The sequence below is a fragment of the Streptomyces sp. NPDC001822 genome (assembly GCF_042892135.1).
Classification (GTDB): domain Bacteria; phylum Actinomycetota; class Actinomycetes; order Streptomycetales; family Streptomycetaceae; genus Streptomyces.
Window position 1 is genome coordinate 879,880 of record NZ_JBIATW010000001.1, and the last position, 14,764, is coordinate 894,643.

Genomic DNA, 14,764 nt, shown 5'->3' on the forward strand with positions numbered 1-14,764 from the left:
CGGTGACGAGGGTGACGTGGTGGTGCCGGCCGCAGCGGCACTTCTCATCTGGTTCAGGACGTGACCTGCCGCAAGCTCCCACAGTAGAGTTCCTCACCCAGATCACTACGTGCGAAAGAAGAGTCATGCCCCGCAAGACGGCGGCTGCTCTACGCCTGGACGCCCTCTGCCGGTCCCACCTTCGGAGCTACCGGGACCGGCCTTCACAGCTCTCACCTCACACACTTCGCCAGGCGGCCCGATTCGAAGCCGAACGGGGCCTACCCATCCGGCAGCTCGAAGACGCCGTCCGTTACTGGCAAGCGTTCGTACGCCGCCCAGGACGCCCTCTCTACCTGCCCGAGCCACACCTGCCCGGCTACGACATCTGGGATGACCGACTCCTGATAGAGCGAGCAATCGGCGCTCTCGACAGACGAGCAGCCCGGGAAATCGCGTCGATCGTCAAGAATGCCGACGCCGACTTCCTGGCACGCACCCTGCACGACCCTCAGGCACCACGTGCCTGGCCGTGGTGGCGCCGCAGATGCCAGGACTTGGGCGACATCATGCATGTCCCATCTCAGACGAACGATCGGCCGGACACTGCCTGGTACCGCCCCGCAGAAGTTCGTGGAGGGGGAGCACGATCTCGGGACGCGTAGCAGGCTGCTCTGCATGTTGATCAGTGGATCGTCGCAGGCTGACGATGAGATGGTGGTCGTCCGCCCCGACCTGTGCGACGGAGAACTCAACGAGTTGTTCGCGGTGTCGTGGCCTGCGCACCAGCCTGCCGTGTTCGCGTCGATGCTGCCGCACCGACGGCCGGGGGCGCAGCTTCCGTCCCGTACCTGGAGTGAACATGGCAGATGAGACCGGCCTCGCCTGGCTGTCCGAGCAGTGCGACGATCTGACGGAACTGCGTCACGCGGAGATGGACTGCCTGATCGAAAAGGGGCCGGTCTCGGCCATACTCCTGATCACCGAACGGTCGGTCCGGGAGCTCGGCCACCCTGCGTCCCTGCAATTGGGCCGTGACATACGTCGGCTGCTGGACTCCGGCCTGTCCGACGACACGATCCGCACGGCCTGGGTCGGGTCGACCGACGACGCGCTCGATCCGACCAAGCAGCGCGTCGGAGCGCGGGAGTGGCTGGAGCGGATCGAATCGACCTGGCTCGCGGCCGAGTCGGCCCGTGATCCCGGCTTCACCCCGCCCGCTGCCGAACCCGTGAGCGACGAGGCGCTGTGCGCCGCGGCGCACAGGGCGATGGCGCCGGTGGCCGCCGCGCTGACGCGGGCGCACGAGGAAGGAGAGGTGTTCAACCCGCGGCCGCTGCCCGGCCCCCTGGTGCCGGCGCTGAAGCAGGTGATCACCGAGACGTGCGCCGACCTCGGGTTCCGCCTCTTCCTACGCGCGGTCAAACGCTACGAGCTGCTGCCGGACGGACCCTACCGGGCGGCGCTGGCAGCTCTCGGAGAACGTCTCAGCCACGCGGGAGGTCCAGTCGACCCAGGCATGCAGAGGAACTGAGCACCCCGGCCGCGTCGCGGGCTCACGCCGTCGGCGACCTCGGTGGCCGACGGCTACGCCTTCCTCCCGGCCCGTCGGACGGTCCGCCGATCCCGTGGTCCAGAATCAGCCCATGAACGTCCCCGAGCTGCTGGAAGCCGCCGGCCTGCTGGTCCCCGCGGAGATCGCCACCGAGAACGACATCACGGTCAACGACGTCTGGGACTACCTGGCTCACGACGAGTGGGAGGTGGCCTTTGGACTTCTGGAGGAACTGGGCGGCGTTCGCCCAGTTCCACTCGGCTTCTGGGAAAAGCTCGCCACGGCCGCCGAGCAGATGCAGTTGGAGAGAAGCGCGGCCTGGTGCCACTGGCGCTGCTACGAATCCCGAAACGGGGTCATCCGCGCCGATCTCACGCTTCGGCCGGCCGGCGAGAGCCGACGGCAGACTCCCTTCTCCGGAGCCGGTGTTCTGCGGCCGATGTGGAGCATCGGAAATCGGGCACCAATGGGTGGGGAAGCTCTCGACATCGCATGCCTGTGGGTCGAGTTCCGCCCCGCGCTGGGGCCCGGCGAGCGTTCCGCGGTGCGGCTCGCCCCCCTCGCACCCTCGCGGTGGCGACACCTCCGGCCCGGCCAACTGATCACGATGCACGAAGACCGGACCGTCGGCGGCACGGCTGTCGTCCTGGAGGTACAGGGGCCTACGGCCACGGTCGCCCCGTAGAACCTGCCGCCCCTGGCTCCCGGCGCCGGTGCAGATGACGATCCAGCTGGAACGCGCAGCTCGTCCCGCGCGGGGCCGGCCGGTGGGAAGCCGCCCGTGCCGGGTCCCGGTGGCGATCCTCTCCGCGCAGGAGTGCTCCCAAAGCGCTTGTCTCGATGAGTCCGCGCAGCCAGGCTGACAGCTGGTGCGGGTGCCGGACTTGACGCACCGGGTCCGATCACGGGGGTGTCATGGGGTTCGAAGCAGTTCAGTACGAGGGGCGACGGACGCGACGCGAGTCCGCGACGTGGTTCACGATGTCGTGGCCGAAGTGGCTGCGGAGGAGATGCCGTTGGTAGTAGGGCTCGCCAGGTTCGACGACGCCACGGTCGTACGAAGGCTGGGCAGCAAGGCCGACGCGAGGCCCTTGACTTCGGTCTCGGCGAGGTAGCCGCCCTGGTGACTCCTGTGGTGTGGCTGGCCTTGGACCAGACGGCCCAGCAGATCGTGACGGTGGCGGTGGACAGTGCCACCGGCCGGGCGAGATCCAGGCTCCGCGCGCTTCTCCGCAGGCCTGCCGAAGCTGTGACGGTCCCGCCCTTGATCCGTGAGCAGCTTGTTGAAGTGCACAACGCGGTGGTGGAGATGGCCGTGCAGCGTGGTCTGGAAGAGGGGCGCGCGGCGGTGATCGCCGACGCGGTCGTGGCCAGGCTGGTGCTGGGCGAGCGGGAGGATCCCGGTCCGGCCGAGTCGGTCGCCGAGGCTGACAGTGAGACGTGATGGCCGGTTTACCGGCCGCCGCTGATACCCGATCGGGGAATGACCCGTCCCGGCTCGACGAGAAGGTCCTGGCGTCCGGAACACTCTGCGATTCGTGCTGCTCCTCCTGCTGTTGGTGACGGCCGGTGTGGCCATGATCCCCTCAGCCGTCCGGCAGCTCCTCGCATCGTCCGAGACCGCCGACAAGGAAGGTGCCTGCTGGCTGGCCGCAGGTGTCGACCCCGGCTGGTCCTGGGACAAAAGGGTCCTCCGTTCCGACCAGAACGAAGCCCGCTGGACGCCTGCCTCGAAAAGTTCAGCCAGGACTTCACCGGCATGTCCTTCGGCGTGGGGGCTGTGATGATCGCCATGGTCGTCGCGCTGTACTGGCTTTTGCCGGTGTGGAAGACGCGGCGTTCCAAGGTCGTGCCACGGACGCGATGGATGTTCACGGCACGCTGCGTCCACTGCTCGACGAACTCGTGGCCACCGCCGGACTCGCCAGGCCGCCCCGCTTCGTCGTCGCCTCGGCGGCGGTGACGGCAAGTGCCGTCGTCTTCGGCCGATGGCGTCGTCCCACGATCCGTCTGGACGGCGGTCTGGTCGCCACGAGCGACACACAGCGCGATCGATTCCGCGCTGTGGTGCTGCACGAGCTCGCCCACGTGCGCAACGGGGATGTCGGCGTCACCTATTTCACGGTCGCCCTGTGGCGGGTGTTCCTCACGTCGGTCCTGCCCCTGTGGACGGCGATGGGCCTGGGTACTCTCTTCTTCACCGGTACGCCGGAGGGGCCGGCGTCCTCAGCACGTACAGAATGCCCGGAGTGCCGCCCCCGCACGTCGGCCCCATGCTGGAAGTCATCGCGGTGATGGGCTGGTTTCCCGGCTCGGACGGGGCACTCCGGAGCTTGTGGTGGGCGTCTGTGCTGCTCTGGGTGCTCCCCCTGCTCGTGCTGACGATCCAGGCACCGGTGGGCCCCCCGAAATGGCTTGCCAGAGCGTTGCCGGGGGCGGCCGCGCAGCATGCCCCACGCTCGTTCGGGCCCGGCCGTCTCCTGGCCGCGGGGCTGACGGGCGGGGTCGTCTGCTGGGCCGGGCTGGCCATGGCACTGGCCCACTTGAACACGCCGAACCCGGCTGCTGTGCGCATGACGGGGCCGTTCCAGCTCGTGCACATGTGGTGGCCCATTCTCGTGATCTGCTGCGGGATGACTCTGACGGCTGCTTGTGTCGCTGCGGTGAAGGACACCGGGTGGCTGCTGAGCGGACTGGTCTCGGCGGGGATCGCGGCACTGCTGGGTGCGGGGGGTGCCTATCTTCTTATGAGGGCCGACGGCTGCCTCGGTCTGCTGAACACCATGACCAACACGTGCAGATGGTGGCCGGACGTGGTGGCGGGCACGCTGTGGAGTTCGGGCTGGCATTCGTCCTGTCCTTCGGGACCTTGGCGGCAGGACTGGCCGCTTTCGCGGGTCGCGGCGTGGGCCTGCTCTGGCGAAGGCGCGGCCGAACCGGGCAGCAGCCGGCACCGCGGCCGCCCACGAAGCGGCCGCCTCGCCGGATGTGGCAGCACGGCGCCCAGGTGACGGCCGCCGTGGTCGTTGTGACCGCCATCGGCGTGACGGTGCTCGCCGTCGACATGTCGGACCCGCCCCATCGGTCTGATCAGCGACCTTGGGTCGTGCTGGAGCAGTCGCGACCCACCTCCTCGGCATCGATGGCCCGGATCCAGGGCAACGCGTGGGCGGTGCTCGGGGGCCTGGATCACATCAAAGCGCTCTCTGCGGCGGAGAAGGACTTCTACGCAGCGTTCGCACCCCACGGGTCGATCGGCACGCTGAACCTCGCGTGCGGTGGGTTGGGTCGGGCGGTGAAGCAGGCCGAGGCGTACTTCACCGTACCGACCTCCACCGGACAACAGGTCTGGTCACACATGTTGACTCGCTTCCAGCAGTTGGCCACCGCCTGCCGGGACTTCGGCACACAGCCGGGCCCCCGGACCTTTCAGGCCGCGACGCTTGCCGATGGCGAGGCCTTCGACTCGAAGTGGAGGATGTTCGACTGGCTCGAGGAATCGGGTGCGGCCCGGCGCAAATCCCCATGACGTACTGCTGCAGGGACGGGGTGGCCAGAGGCGACGCCGACGTCCGGCATCAGGGCCCGGCACCTCCGCGCATCGGCCGGCACCCGCGGCGCGATCGTCCGTCACCTCGACGAATGCTCCCGATCCGCAGGCCTTTCCGGGCCGGTAGACAGCACCTGAATCTGCGGAAGGTGTACCTACTGCGAGCCGGTCCGGAACTTCCGGGCGATCGCATCGATCACGTCACGTCGGTCTCTCCACAGGCCACGTGTTTCGGTGCCCGGTCCGGGGAGCAACGGCTCGATCCTCGCCCACTGGGCATCAGTCAACGGCACGTCCGAACCAACGACGCAGGCAGCACGGCCGTCATGCCTAGTCCCACCAGAACGACCAGGAAGTCCGTCCCATGAGGTCCATCGCGTACTCGGCGAACGGCGTGGGCGGATCGTCGACGATGTTGTCCGCGAGCGAGAGCACGTGTTCCAGGGCGAGCAGGTTCGCGTGCTCGGCCTCGACGGGCGGCCTCGCGACCGATACGTGCAGCTCGCTGCCGATCACCGCCACGACCCGGGCGCCGAAGCGGTCTTCCCAGCTTCGCAGGAGTGCGCACAACAGAGGCAGCGGCGCCTCCGCGGACCAGCCGATCGACGCCAGAGCATCGCTACTGCGATGGGCGGGGACAAGCACGAGTCGGCACGCGTCCAGCCCGATCTCCCCCATCTCGATGAACCAGGACAACAGGATCGCCGCCGCTTCCTCAGGCTTCGAGCCTGCGGACGCATCCGGCATCTGCGGTGCCAGGCCCGGCCACTGCTCGAAGGGCGGCCCGGGGTCGTGTGGCCATGGTTCGACTCCCTCGGGCACCGGGTCCGGTGTCGGGTCCATCCAGAAGGGCAGCCTCCTGCGCCGATACTCGTCGAAATCCGTGGCCAGCACCTCCTCCAGGCGGACGGCATCCACGTGGTCCAGGCCGAGAGGCTTTCCCAGGGCGTCGGGCCGGCACAGGAGCGGAACCAGGCCACGGCCTTTCTGCTCGCTCAGCAGGCGAGGCCACAGCCGATCGACGTCTTGGGGAAACTCGTCAGAGACCCACACGTGTGCGGGACCGGAAGACAGGAACCGGCCGGGTGGCAGACCATCGAGCAGGACAAACGACATGGTTGCACCGTAGACCGTGGTGCTGACAGCGCGACTACCCGCAGGACACGAAGACTGCCCACCAGCAGCGATCCAATCGAATCGCCTGTGCGCACGGTCGTCTGCGCGCTGGGTCTCGGTGGAATGGAATCTAGCCGGTCCGAGCGGTGCAGGGAGTGACCGACTCCTGGCGGCGCGGCGAGGACTCCCTCATCGGCCATGTACTGGGTGAGAACAGAGGCTTTGACGCCCCTCGATGCCTCGAAGCCACCTCTGCAGCGGTCTCGATGAGTGGGGCCGCTACGGCGGCTGACCCCTGGGCCGTGGATCTGATTACTCACTTGGACACAAGGGCCGACTCCCGTACACCGTCACACCGGGGGCAGGGTAGGGGGCTGGCCCGTTCCGAGCCGGCAAGGCAAGATCGTTCGTGTGATGCGCGATCCTCGTGACGATGCCGAGCTGCTGGCCCTGAGCCGCCGCTATGTCACGCCCGAACGGCGTTATCTGAAGCTGGGCGGCAGCTTGCTGCGCATGGAGGATCCTGAGTACGACCGATTCACCCGATCTCTCCGTGACGACGCGGGACTCATCACCGCAGATGAGATCGCCATGCTTCTCGAAGGCAGTTGGAGAGAACGGAGAACTGCGGCCTGGCTCGTAGCGGTCTCCCGCCGGACCGAGTTCCGTGAGCGCCTCGGGGAACTCCTGCTGGCCAGCGAAGTCTGCTGCGTCGGGTCGGCCTACAGCGTGGCCCTGGCCAGTTTCGGAACGGCGCGCGACGCTGAACTGCTCGCCGCCTACCTTGATCGCTACCTGCGCCGCCCGGACCTCGCATACGACCAGACGGTCGTCATGGGAGCACTCCAGTTCATCGACCTGAACCTAAAACGCGGCCAAGCCGACCGTTTCCGGGAACCGGGAGGTCTGTGGCAGCAGTGGCTTCAGGGCGCACCTCACATGCAGGGCGACTCGGACCCGGCCCCCTGCTCCTTGAGTCTCATTCGTCGGTTCTGCGCGTTCGTCGACGAGTGCGCCGATGGGCTATGACCGCCCGATTTCGTGGCGGACTCTCTTTTGCCCATGGTCGCCCGGCGAGGGGTCAGGGCCGTGTGCGGGAGACGATCGGGAGGCGACGCAGTCGAGCCCCGACAAGACGGCGACAGCGCCCGCCCAGATCCTCGGCAGCTTCAGCCCCGGCTCGGGTTCATGGCTGTGGGCCTGGGCCAACAAGAGCATCCTGCCCGGCATGAGCCGGGACGCCCTCGGCTTCCGTGACTGGGCAGAGGCCAACGGGCATCCCGCCCTGGCCCAGCCGAAGACCGACGTCGATGAGCAAGGCGCATCGACGCTCGTGGCGTTGGCTGTCCGGGGCACCGGGGCGGAGGGCTATTACAAAGGTCCAGGAGGTAATTCGGCCGTGATCATCACCTTCGGGCCGGTCACCCTTACCGCTGCGGACGGCAAGGTCTCCACGTTCACCGTCAACGTCGACTGATTTCCCGCCCGCGCCCCGAGGTCGAGCCACCGGGCCTTCCCTCGCTCAGACGTCGATCTGTTAGCGGCCACCCCTGCCCACCCCTGGTGCACTTGACCGCTCACGCGTCACGGGCCACAGGACCGGACGGGAGCTGCCCTCCGCCCGCTCCGCACCCAAGACGTGCCGACCTCCGGTCAGGTCACGTCGGCTTCAAGGTATCGATGTTCAGCGCCGCCGGAAGTTCCAGCCTGCGCCGTATGCCGAGTTTGCGGTAGGTGCTGGTCAGATGGGTCTCCACGGTACGTCGCGCCAGATGCAGCAGTTCGGCGATCTCCGCGTTCGTCCGTCCACCCGCGGCGAGGTCGGCGACGCGGCGCTCACCGGCGGTCAGCGAGTCGCGGCCCGTCAGCGGGGCGCTCCTGCGGCGGGCGCCGCTCGCGCTCAGGGCCAGTTCCGCGCGGACCGACAGCCGTACGGCGCCCAGGCGCTCGGCCGTCGTCGCGGCCTCCCTGAGCAGCGGACGGGCACTGCGAGGCTGTCCGGCGGCCGTGAGCTGCAGCCCGTGGGTGATGAGGGCGGGGATCAGTTCGACGTCGAGCGATGAGCCACGCAGTATTCCCAGTGCCTCCGCGGTGAGTTCGAGACCGCGCCGCCCGCCGGTGGCCGCGCCGAGCACGCGCAGCGCGCGGCCCCGCACCCGGGGCGTGTCCCACACAGCGGCGTACCGGTGCTCCTCCTCGGCGAGCGCGAGAGCTTCGGGTGTCCTCCCCAGCAGGAGGAGACATTCGGCGGCGGCCGAGCGCCACGGTGTGACGACGGGGCTCTCCACGTCGCGGCCGGCCTGGCGCCTGCCGCACTCCCTGAAATCGGCCAGGGCGCCCGCATGGTCGCCCACGGACGCACGCAGCACGCCACGGGCGTAGAGAAACCGGTTCTTCTCCCAGTCGTTCTCGGCCTCGCCGACCTCCACGCCCGCGATGAGGCGTTCGGCGTCGGCAGGGCGCCCGCACTCGACGAGCGCGATGACGCGGTGGGCCAGGGCGTTGCTCGCACCCGCGCGCGACGGGTCGCCCGGAACCCGTGAAGGCTGGGCGGTCTCCTCCAGCACCCACCGGTGATGACCGCGCGCGGCTGCGGTGTCCAGCCGCGCGTTGAGCAGCGACCGGTGGGCGGGGTGCAGTGGCGACAGCCGGTGCTCGGCCAGCCCGGTCCTGATGATGTGGTCGGCGTCGTCCGACGCGTCCGCCCACTGGGCCACGGCGGCTGCGGTACCCAGCAGATAAGGCATCAGCAGGGCATCCTCCGGAGCCGCCAGAAGCTGCCGGATCTGCCGCATGGCCGACTCGGCTGACAGCAGCCCGGCAGTCGACTCGTAACGGACCAGCAGGGCGCGCAGGGCAGGGCTGATCGCTTCCGGGGAGTGCCGGGCGTGCTCACGCAGCCGGGTGTGGACGGTGCGCCGGATCTCCGGGTCGTGGTCCGAGAAGAAGGCGGAGGCCGTCTGGACCGTGCGGGCCAGGGCGGGTTCCTCGTCCAGCGGGCCCAGTTCGCGCATGACGTCGAGCGCGGCATGCGGTCTGCCCCGGCCGGCCAGGGCGCTGCCCAGACGGACCGCAGCCAGCACCCGCTCCTGGGGCTCCTTCTGGAGGCGCAGTGCCTCGGTGAGGCGTGGTATCCCGCTGGTCCGTAAGGCGGCGAACTCCAGTTCGCCGAGTTCCGTGAGTACCGCGGCCCGGCGCATTCGCTGCATCGGCTCGTCCAGTGCCCGGCGCAGATAGTGCGCGGCGGCGCCGGTCCTGCCGGCTCTGGACGCGGCGGCCGCCGCGTCGAGGAGGCCGCTGGCCACGCGCTCCGCGCTGCCGGGGGTGGTGCGCAGCAGATGCCCGGCCACCGCTTCGACCCCGTGGCCCCGGCGCTGACGCAGTTCGGCCGCGCGGAGGTGCAGGGCCTGCCGGTCCGCACGGGGCCAGGCGTCCAGGACCGCTCCGCGCAGGAGGGGGTGTGCGAAGCGTGGGACGCCGGTGCCCGGCGCACGGCGCAGCAGCCCGAGCCTGACCATCGCGGTGATCCAGCCGTTGACGCGGTCGGGATCGGCATGAGTGAGCTCGGAGAGGAAGTCGCTGAACTCGTCGCCGGGTTCCTGGCTCGGGCACGCGGCATCGTCCCCGGCGGTTCCCTGATGGGCGCCCGGCATCCCGGACCCGCCGGAAGAGTCGCACTCCCCGTCGTCGTACCGTGCGGTGTCCTCCAGTTCGGCGAGCGCGCGGGCGACCATGGTGCTTCCTTCGCCCGCATTCCTCAGCCACCACGAGACCGCCGTCACGAAGCCTCCCGGGTACAACTCGGCGCAGTGCTCGGGCAGTGCCGGTTCCGGGCCGCCGCCGTCCGCGGCGGCCCGGACGCCGTGGGGGAGGACCGCCCGCAGATCGTCGAGCAACGCGCGCAGCAGCAGGGGGTTCCCCGCGCCCGCCCGCACGCAGCCGTCCACCAGAGCGGCGCCGGTGTCCGGACCCAGGGCACCGCGTACCAGCTCCTCCGCGGCCGGACGGCTCAGCGGAGCCACCGCGTGCATACGGACCACACCGGGTGGCAGGGAGTACGCGAGGCCCGGAGCCGCCGGGGCGATGTCGTACTGCCCGCGCTCGGTCACCACCATCAGGACCGGCAGCCCGGCCAGCAGCCGGGCCCCCTCGGCCAGCCACTGCCGGGAGGCCCGGTCGGCGAGGTGCGCGTCGTCGACGGCGACCAGCAGGGGTGTCTCGGCCGCGTGTTCGCGCAGCGACTGCCAGAGGCGGGACCGCAGGCCGAGGTGGTGCGGGCCGTCGTCGTGGAGGCCGTCGAGATCGTGCGGCAGGCCGAGGAGCTGGCGCACGAGGGTGAGAGGGACGCCCGGGCTCTCGGCCGAGGCGTAGGCCCGCAGAACCCGCATGCCGATCCGGGCGCCGAGTTCGGCGGCGGCCTCCAGCAGCGCGCTGCGGCCCGTGCCGGTGGGTGCGCGGAACAGGACCAGCCGTCCGGATCCGTTCAGGGCACGGTGTGCCTCCGCGGCCAGCAGGTCCAGCGCGGAACTGCGTTCGAGCAGACCGGCGGATGCGTGGCCCGGGTCCGGCCACGGTGCCGTGACCGGCGGACAGGGGCCCGGACGGCTCGACAGCGCTGTCATGAGGACGTGCCGCCGATCTCGTGGTCGGTCTCGTGGTTGGCCACGTTGTCGTCGTCCTGTCGGCGAAGGAAGGATGGAAGAAGCAGGAACGGTTTGTTCTGTTGAGGCAAGACGCGAGGACGTACAGGCATGGTTCATCGAGCCCCGGTCAGAATTCCCGTGGAAGTCCATGCGTCGGATCCGCTGTCCATGGATGGAGCGGTCAGCCAGCTCCGCCGGCACTCCGAGGTGGAACTGGTCGAGGAGGGCGCAGGCCGGCCAGGCACGGTCGCGGTCCTGCTCGCCGAGGCGCTGGACGAACCCACGCTGTCGCAGCTGAGGCGGCTGACACGTGCCGACGGCACCAAGGCCGTCCTCGTCACGAGCCTGATCCGCGAGGCGGAGCTGCTCCAGGTGATCGAATACGGCGTCGGCGCGATCGTGTGGCGGCGCGAGGCCACCGGCCAGCGCCTTCTGCGCGCGGTCCTCGCGGCCGCCCGGGGCGACGGGGATCTGCCCTCGGACCTGCTGGGGCGGCTGATCGCCCAGGTCGGCACCTTGCAACGGGGCACGAACAGCGCGACGGGCATCATCACGGCGTCCGGCCTGGCGCCACGCGAGATCGATGTGCTCCGACTGGTGGCGGAGGGAATGGATACCGGGGAGATTGCCAGCAAACTGTCGTACTCCGAACGCACGGTCAAGAACGTGATGCACGGTCTGACGACCCGGCTGCAGCTCCGCAACCGTGCCCATGCCGTGGCCTATGCCTTACGTGAAGGCTACATCTGACGGTCTGTCCGTCGAGCCGAGGGCTCGAGCCGAGGGCTCCGGGTCAAGGACCCCGAGGGCAGGAGTAGGGCGATGCCGGGGCAGCGAGGGCGCCCTGTGGTCGGCCTCCGAGTGCCTCGCGGGCCGGGTGTCCTCTCGGCGACGATGAGGTGGGGTGTCTCATGACGGGGCGCCCGCGACCGGCCGGCCCGCAGACGGTCCGGCCGCCTGTGGTGAGATCGGCCTCACGGCATGTATGCCGATGTCGCGACGTGTCGACAGGGAACGTCGCTCCGTGACGTTCCGTCCGGCAGTGTGCGGTTCCGTGAGCAGCGAGGGTGAAGGGCAGAACGACCGTGATCCACGAGGTGGATGACATCCTGAAAGGGCTCCTCGTCCGCGGCGCCTTCGCCGGGTCCGACGTCGAGATCTCCTTCGACGCTCCCACACGCGACTGGGCGGCCCGGCGCAATGCGCCCACCATCGACGCGTACCTCTACGACATCCGCGAGGACACGAACCGGCGCCAGCGCGGCAAGGTGTCCGTCCGCGACGAGCAGGGGATCGTCCTCGGACAGCATCAGCCGCCACGGTGGTTCCGGCTCTCCTACCTCGTCACGGCGTGGACCAAGCGCACGCAGGACGAACACCGGATGCTCTCCGCGGTCCTGCACACCCTGCTGCCCAAGGAGATCCTCCCGCCGGAGGACCTGACCGGCACGCTCGCGGGACTCGGCCTCTCCGTCCCGCTGACCGTCGCGGGGCTGTACACCGAGGCCCGCTCGCTCGCGGACATCTGGTCCGCGCTCGGCGGTGAACTCAAGCCGTCCCTGGACGTGGTGATCACCGCGCCCTTCCTCGCGTACCCCGAGTACAAGGTCGGTCCGCCGGTCACGGAAGGGCTCGGTGTGCAGGTGCGCGGGACGGACGGCGTGCCCGACGACAGCCCGGCGCGCCACCACAGCGCGCAGAGCGTCGACGCCGCCAAGGAGGACTTCACGAAGAAGCACGGCGCGACGAGCACGATCCGGGAGCGGTCGACGTGAGCGACCCCTCCGCCCCGCTGCTCGAACGGCTCGCGGAACTCCGCGGGCGGGTGGCGTCCCTCGTCGAACGCCGCAGCGCGACCGACCCGACCGCCACCGATCCGATGCGCGGGATGTATCTGACGGACGACGCGGTACGTCAGCTGCTGTCCCGGAGCACGGCGGACGCGACTCCCTCCGGTCCGGGCCGGCCGGACGAGCCCGGGGAGCCGGAGACGGAGGCCGAGCCGGCCGACGACGACCGTCTCCACTGGCTCGCCCACTGGCTGCGCCTCAGTCCGCTCGACACCCGGATCCTGCTGATCGCGATGGCACCCGACCTGGACCGCACGTTCGAGCCGCTGTACGGGTACCTCAACGACGACGTCACACGTCGCCGGGCGACCGTCGGGCTCGCGCTCGACCTCTGCGGGGTACCCGCGCACTCCGCCGCGGGACGGTCCCGGTTCCAACCGGCCGCGCGGCTGCGCGCAAGCGGACTGATCGAGCTGGAGGACCCCGAACGCCCCTTCCTGAGCCGCTCCTTGCGCGTCCCCGACCGGGTCGTGGCCCATCTGCTCGGCGACGACACCCCGGACCCGGCCCTGCGCGGGACCGTACGCCTGCTTCCGTACCGGCAGCCCCTGACAGAGGCGGAGAGCCCGGACGGCGCGGTACATCACGGCGACCCGATGACGGGGAGGCTGGCCGGGCAGCTCCGGGCGCGCCCGCTCACGGTCTACCTGCGTGAGCACCGCGACGGCGACGGGCTGGCGTTCGCCACCGCCGCCCTGGCCGCCGCAGGCATCCCCGCCCTGCATCTCGTGCCGGGGGAACACCCCAGGGACCACCACCCGGCAGAGCACACACCGGTGGAGCGTACGGCGGGGGAGCGCCTGCCGCACCGGGAACTGCTCCGTGAGGCGCGACTGACGGGCCGCGCGATCGTGGTGACCTCGCTGCCCGAGCGGCCCGGGGAGCTGATCAGGGAGCTGGCGGCCGACGACGTCCCGGTGCTGTTCGCCGACCCGCGTCCGTACGACCCGCAGTGGTGTGACTCGGGGCGCGACCCGATCGTGCTGGACGCGCCCCGGCAGCGCGCGGGCGATCTCGACGCCTGGAGGGCGGCGCTCGGTCCCGAGGAGCCGGCGTTCGACCTGGCCCCGGTGGTCGCCGCCTACCGGCTGGGTCCCGTCGGGATCGGCCGTGCGTCCCGTGCCGCCCTGGACCGCGCCGCCTTCGACGGCACGGAGCTGTCGGCCGCGCATCTGCGGCTCGCGGCCCGCCAGCAGTCCGCCTCGGGCCTCGAACGGCACGCCCGCCGTATCCGGCCCGACGTCGGCTGGCAGGACCTGGTCCTCCCTGAAGGCCCACTGGCGCAGCTGCATGAACTGGTCCTTCGCGCCCAGCACCGTGACCGGGTGCTCGGGGACTGGCGGCTGAGTGCGGGCGGCGGGCGCGGCCGGGGAGTGGTGGGGCTGTTCGCGGGCGATTCAGGCACCGGGAAGACGCTCTCCGCAGAGGTGGTCGCGGGCGAACTCGGCCTCGATCTCTACGTCGTACAGCTTCCGTCGATCGTCGACAAGTACGTCGGAGAGACGGAGAAGAACCTGGAGCGGATCTTCACCGAGGCCGACCGCACCGACGCGGTGCTCCTCTTCGACGAGGCGGACGCCGTCTTCGGCAAGCGCTCGGAGGTCAGCAGTTCCAACGACCGTCACGCGAACATGGAGAGCGCGTACCTCCTCCAGCGGCTGGAGTCGTTCGACGGGATCGCCCTGCTGACCACCAACCTGCGCTCGAACATCGACGACGCCTTCACACGCCGGCTGGACCTCGTGGTCGATTTCCCCTTCCCCGACGAGGAGCAGCGCCTGGCGCTGTGGCGGCACAGCCTCGCCCACGTCCCGTGCGCCGACGACGTCGATCCGGCCTCCTGCGCCGCGGACTTCGAGCTGGCGGGCGGCTCGATCCGCAGCGCGGTCGTCACGGCGGCCTACGCGGCAGCGGGCCGCGGGGACGGCGTGTCGACCGCGGACCTGCTGGCGGGCGCCCGGCGCGAATACCGGAAAGCGGGCCGGCTGGTCCTGGAGGAATCCTCCTGGTAGCTCCCGGATCGCACAGGGCGCGTGGCCTGCCGGAAGCCGCAGGCCACGCGCCACCGACC

Annotated in this window: 14 protein-coding genes; 11 read left to right on the forward strand and 3 right to left on the reverse strand. The window is 70.2% G+C overall.

The genetic code is table 11. The features are described 5' to 3' along the window. Positions 1-841: 841 nt before the first annotated feature. The 6 genes from ACFYY2_RS03985 to ACFYY2_RS04010 all read left to right on the forward strand — a co-directional run bounded on the left by ACFYY2_RS03985 (position 842) and on the right by ACFYY2_RS04010 (position 5,063). Positions 842-1,513 (forward strand): hypothetical protein, encoded by a 672-nt coding sequence (locus tag ACFYY2_RS03985; protein WP_388736651.1) that lies wholly within the window; start codon positions 842-844, stop codon positions 1,511-1,513. A gap of 112 nt (positions 1,514-1,625) precedes the next feature. Next, positions 1,626-2,219 carry a hypothetical protein gene (locus tag ACFYY2_RS03990; RefSeq protein WP_388736652.1) on the forward strand — a complete coding sequence of 198 codons (594 nt, stop codon included), beginning with the start codon at positions 1,626-1,628 and terminating at the stop codon, positions 2,217-2,219. A gap of 438 nt (positions 2,220-2,657) precedes the next feature. Then, complete coding sequence (locus ACFYY2_RS03995; RefSeq protein ID WP_388736654.1) at positions 2,658-2,978, forward strand: hypothetical protein; 321 nt, start codon at positions 2,658-2,660, stop codon at positions 2,976-2,978. A gap of 419 nt (positions 2,979-3,397) precedes the next feature. Then, on the forward strand, positions 3,398-3,829 hold the full coding sequence (locus ACFYY2_RS04000; RefSeq protein WP_388736657.1) for a M48 family metalloprotease: 432 nt from the start codon (positions 3,398-3,400) through the stop codon (positions 3,827-3,829). After that, complete coding sequence (locus ACFYY2_RS04005; RefSeq protein ID WP_388736660.1) at positions 3,784-4,545, forward strand: hypothetical protein; 762 nt, start codon at positions 3,784-3,786, stop codon at positions 4,543-4,545. Before ACFYY2_RS04000 ends, ACFYY2_RS04005 begins: the two co-directional genes overlap by 46 nt. 8 nt (positions 4,546-4,553) lie before the next feature. Further along, positions 4,554-5,063, forward strand: coding sequence for a hypothetical protein (locus ACFYY2_RS04010; RefSeq protein ID WP_388736662.1), 510 nt, complete (start codon positions 4,554-4,556; stop codon positions 5,061-5,063). 176 nt (positions 5,064-5,239) lie between these two features. Here the strand turns inward: ACFYY2_RS04010 and ACFYY2_RS04015 are convergent, their stop codons facing one another. Beyond that, positions 5,240-5,377, reverse strand: coding sequence for a transposase (locus ACFYY2_RS04015; protein WP_388736664.1), 138 nt, complete (start codon positions 5,375-5,377; stop codon positions 5,240-5,242). Positions 5,378-5,414: 37 nt separating this feature from the next. After that, the gene (locus ACFYY2_RS04020) at positions 5,415-6,200 is read right to left on the reverse strand and encodes a DUF4253 domain-containing protein (protein WP_388736667.1); all 786 of its coding nucleotides are present in this window, start codon (positions 6,198-6,200) and stop codon (positions 5,415-5,417) included. A gap of 414 nt (positions 6,201-6,614) precedes the next feature. On the opposite strand from ACFYY2_RS04020, the gene ACFYY2_RS04025 reads away from it, so the two are divergent. Continuing rightward, positions 6,615-7,229 (forward strand): DUF6000 family protein, encoded by a 615-nt coding sequence (locus ACFYY2_RS04025; protein WP_388736833.1) that lies wholly within the window; start codon positions 6,615-6,617, stop codon positions 7,227-7,229. Beyond that, entirely contained in the window at positions 7,219-7,677 is a 459-nt protein-coding gene (locus ACFYY2_RS04030) for a DUF6882 domain-containing protein (protein WP_388736670.1), read from the forward strand. The genes ACFYY2_RS04025 and ACFYY2_RS04030 overlap by 11 nt, the downstream gene beginning before the upstream one ends. Before the next feature lie 181 nt (positions 7,678-7,858). Here ACFYY2_RS04030 and ACFYY2_RS04035 read toward each other — a convergent pair whose 3' ends face one another. Continuing rightward, entirely contained in the window at positions 7,859-10,822 is a 2,964-nt protein-coding gene (locus ACFYY2_RS04035; RefSeq protein ID WP_388736673.1) for a LuxR C-terminal-related transcriptional regulator, read from the reverse strand. A gap of 159 nt (positions 10,823-10,981) precedes the next feature. Between ACFYY2_RS04035 and ACFYY2_RS04040 the strand changes: the two genes are divergently transcribed. From ACFYY2_RS04040 to ACFYY2_RS04050, 3 genes are all read left to right on the forward strand, one after another. Beyond that, on the forward strand, positions 10,982-11,593 hold the full coding sequence (locus ACFYY2_RS04040) for a LuxR C-terminal-related transcriptional regulator (protein WP_388736675.1): 612 nt from the start codon (positions 10,982-10,984) through the stop codon (positions 11,591-11,593). A 335-nt stretch (positions 11,594-11,928) separates the two neighbouring features. Then, positions 11,929-12,618: a DUF4255 domain-containing protein gene (locus ACFYY2_RS04045; protein WP_388736835.1), complete on the forward strand. Its 690-nt coding sequence runs from the start codon at positions 11,929-11,931 to the stop codon at positions 12,616-12,618. Further along, positions 12,615-14,705, forward strand: coding sequence for an ATP-binding protein (locus tag ACFYY2_RS04050; RefSeq protein ID WP_388736678.1), 2,091 nt, complete (start codon positions 12,615-12,617; stop codon positions 14,703-14,705). Before ACFYY2_RS04045 ends, ACFYY2_RS04050 begins: the two co-directional genes overlap by 4 nt. Positions 14,706-14,764: the final 59 nt, after the last annotated feature.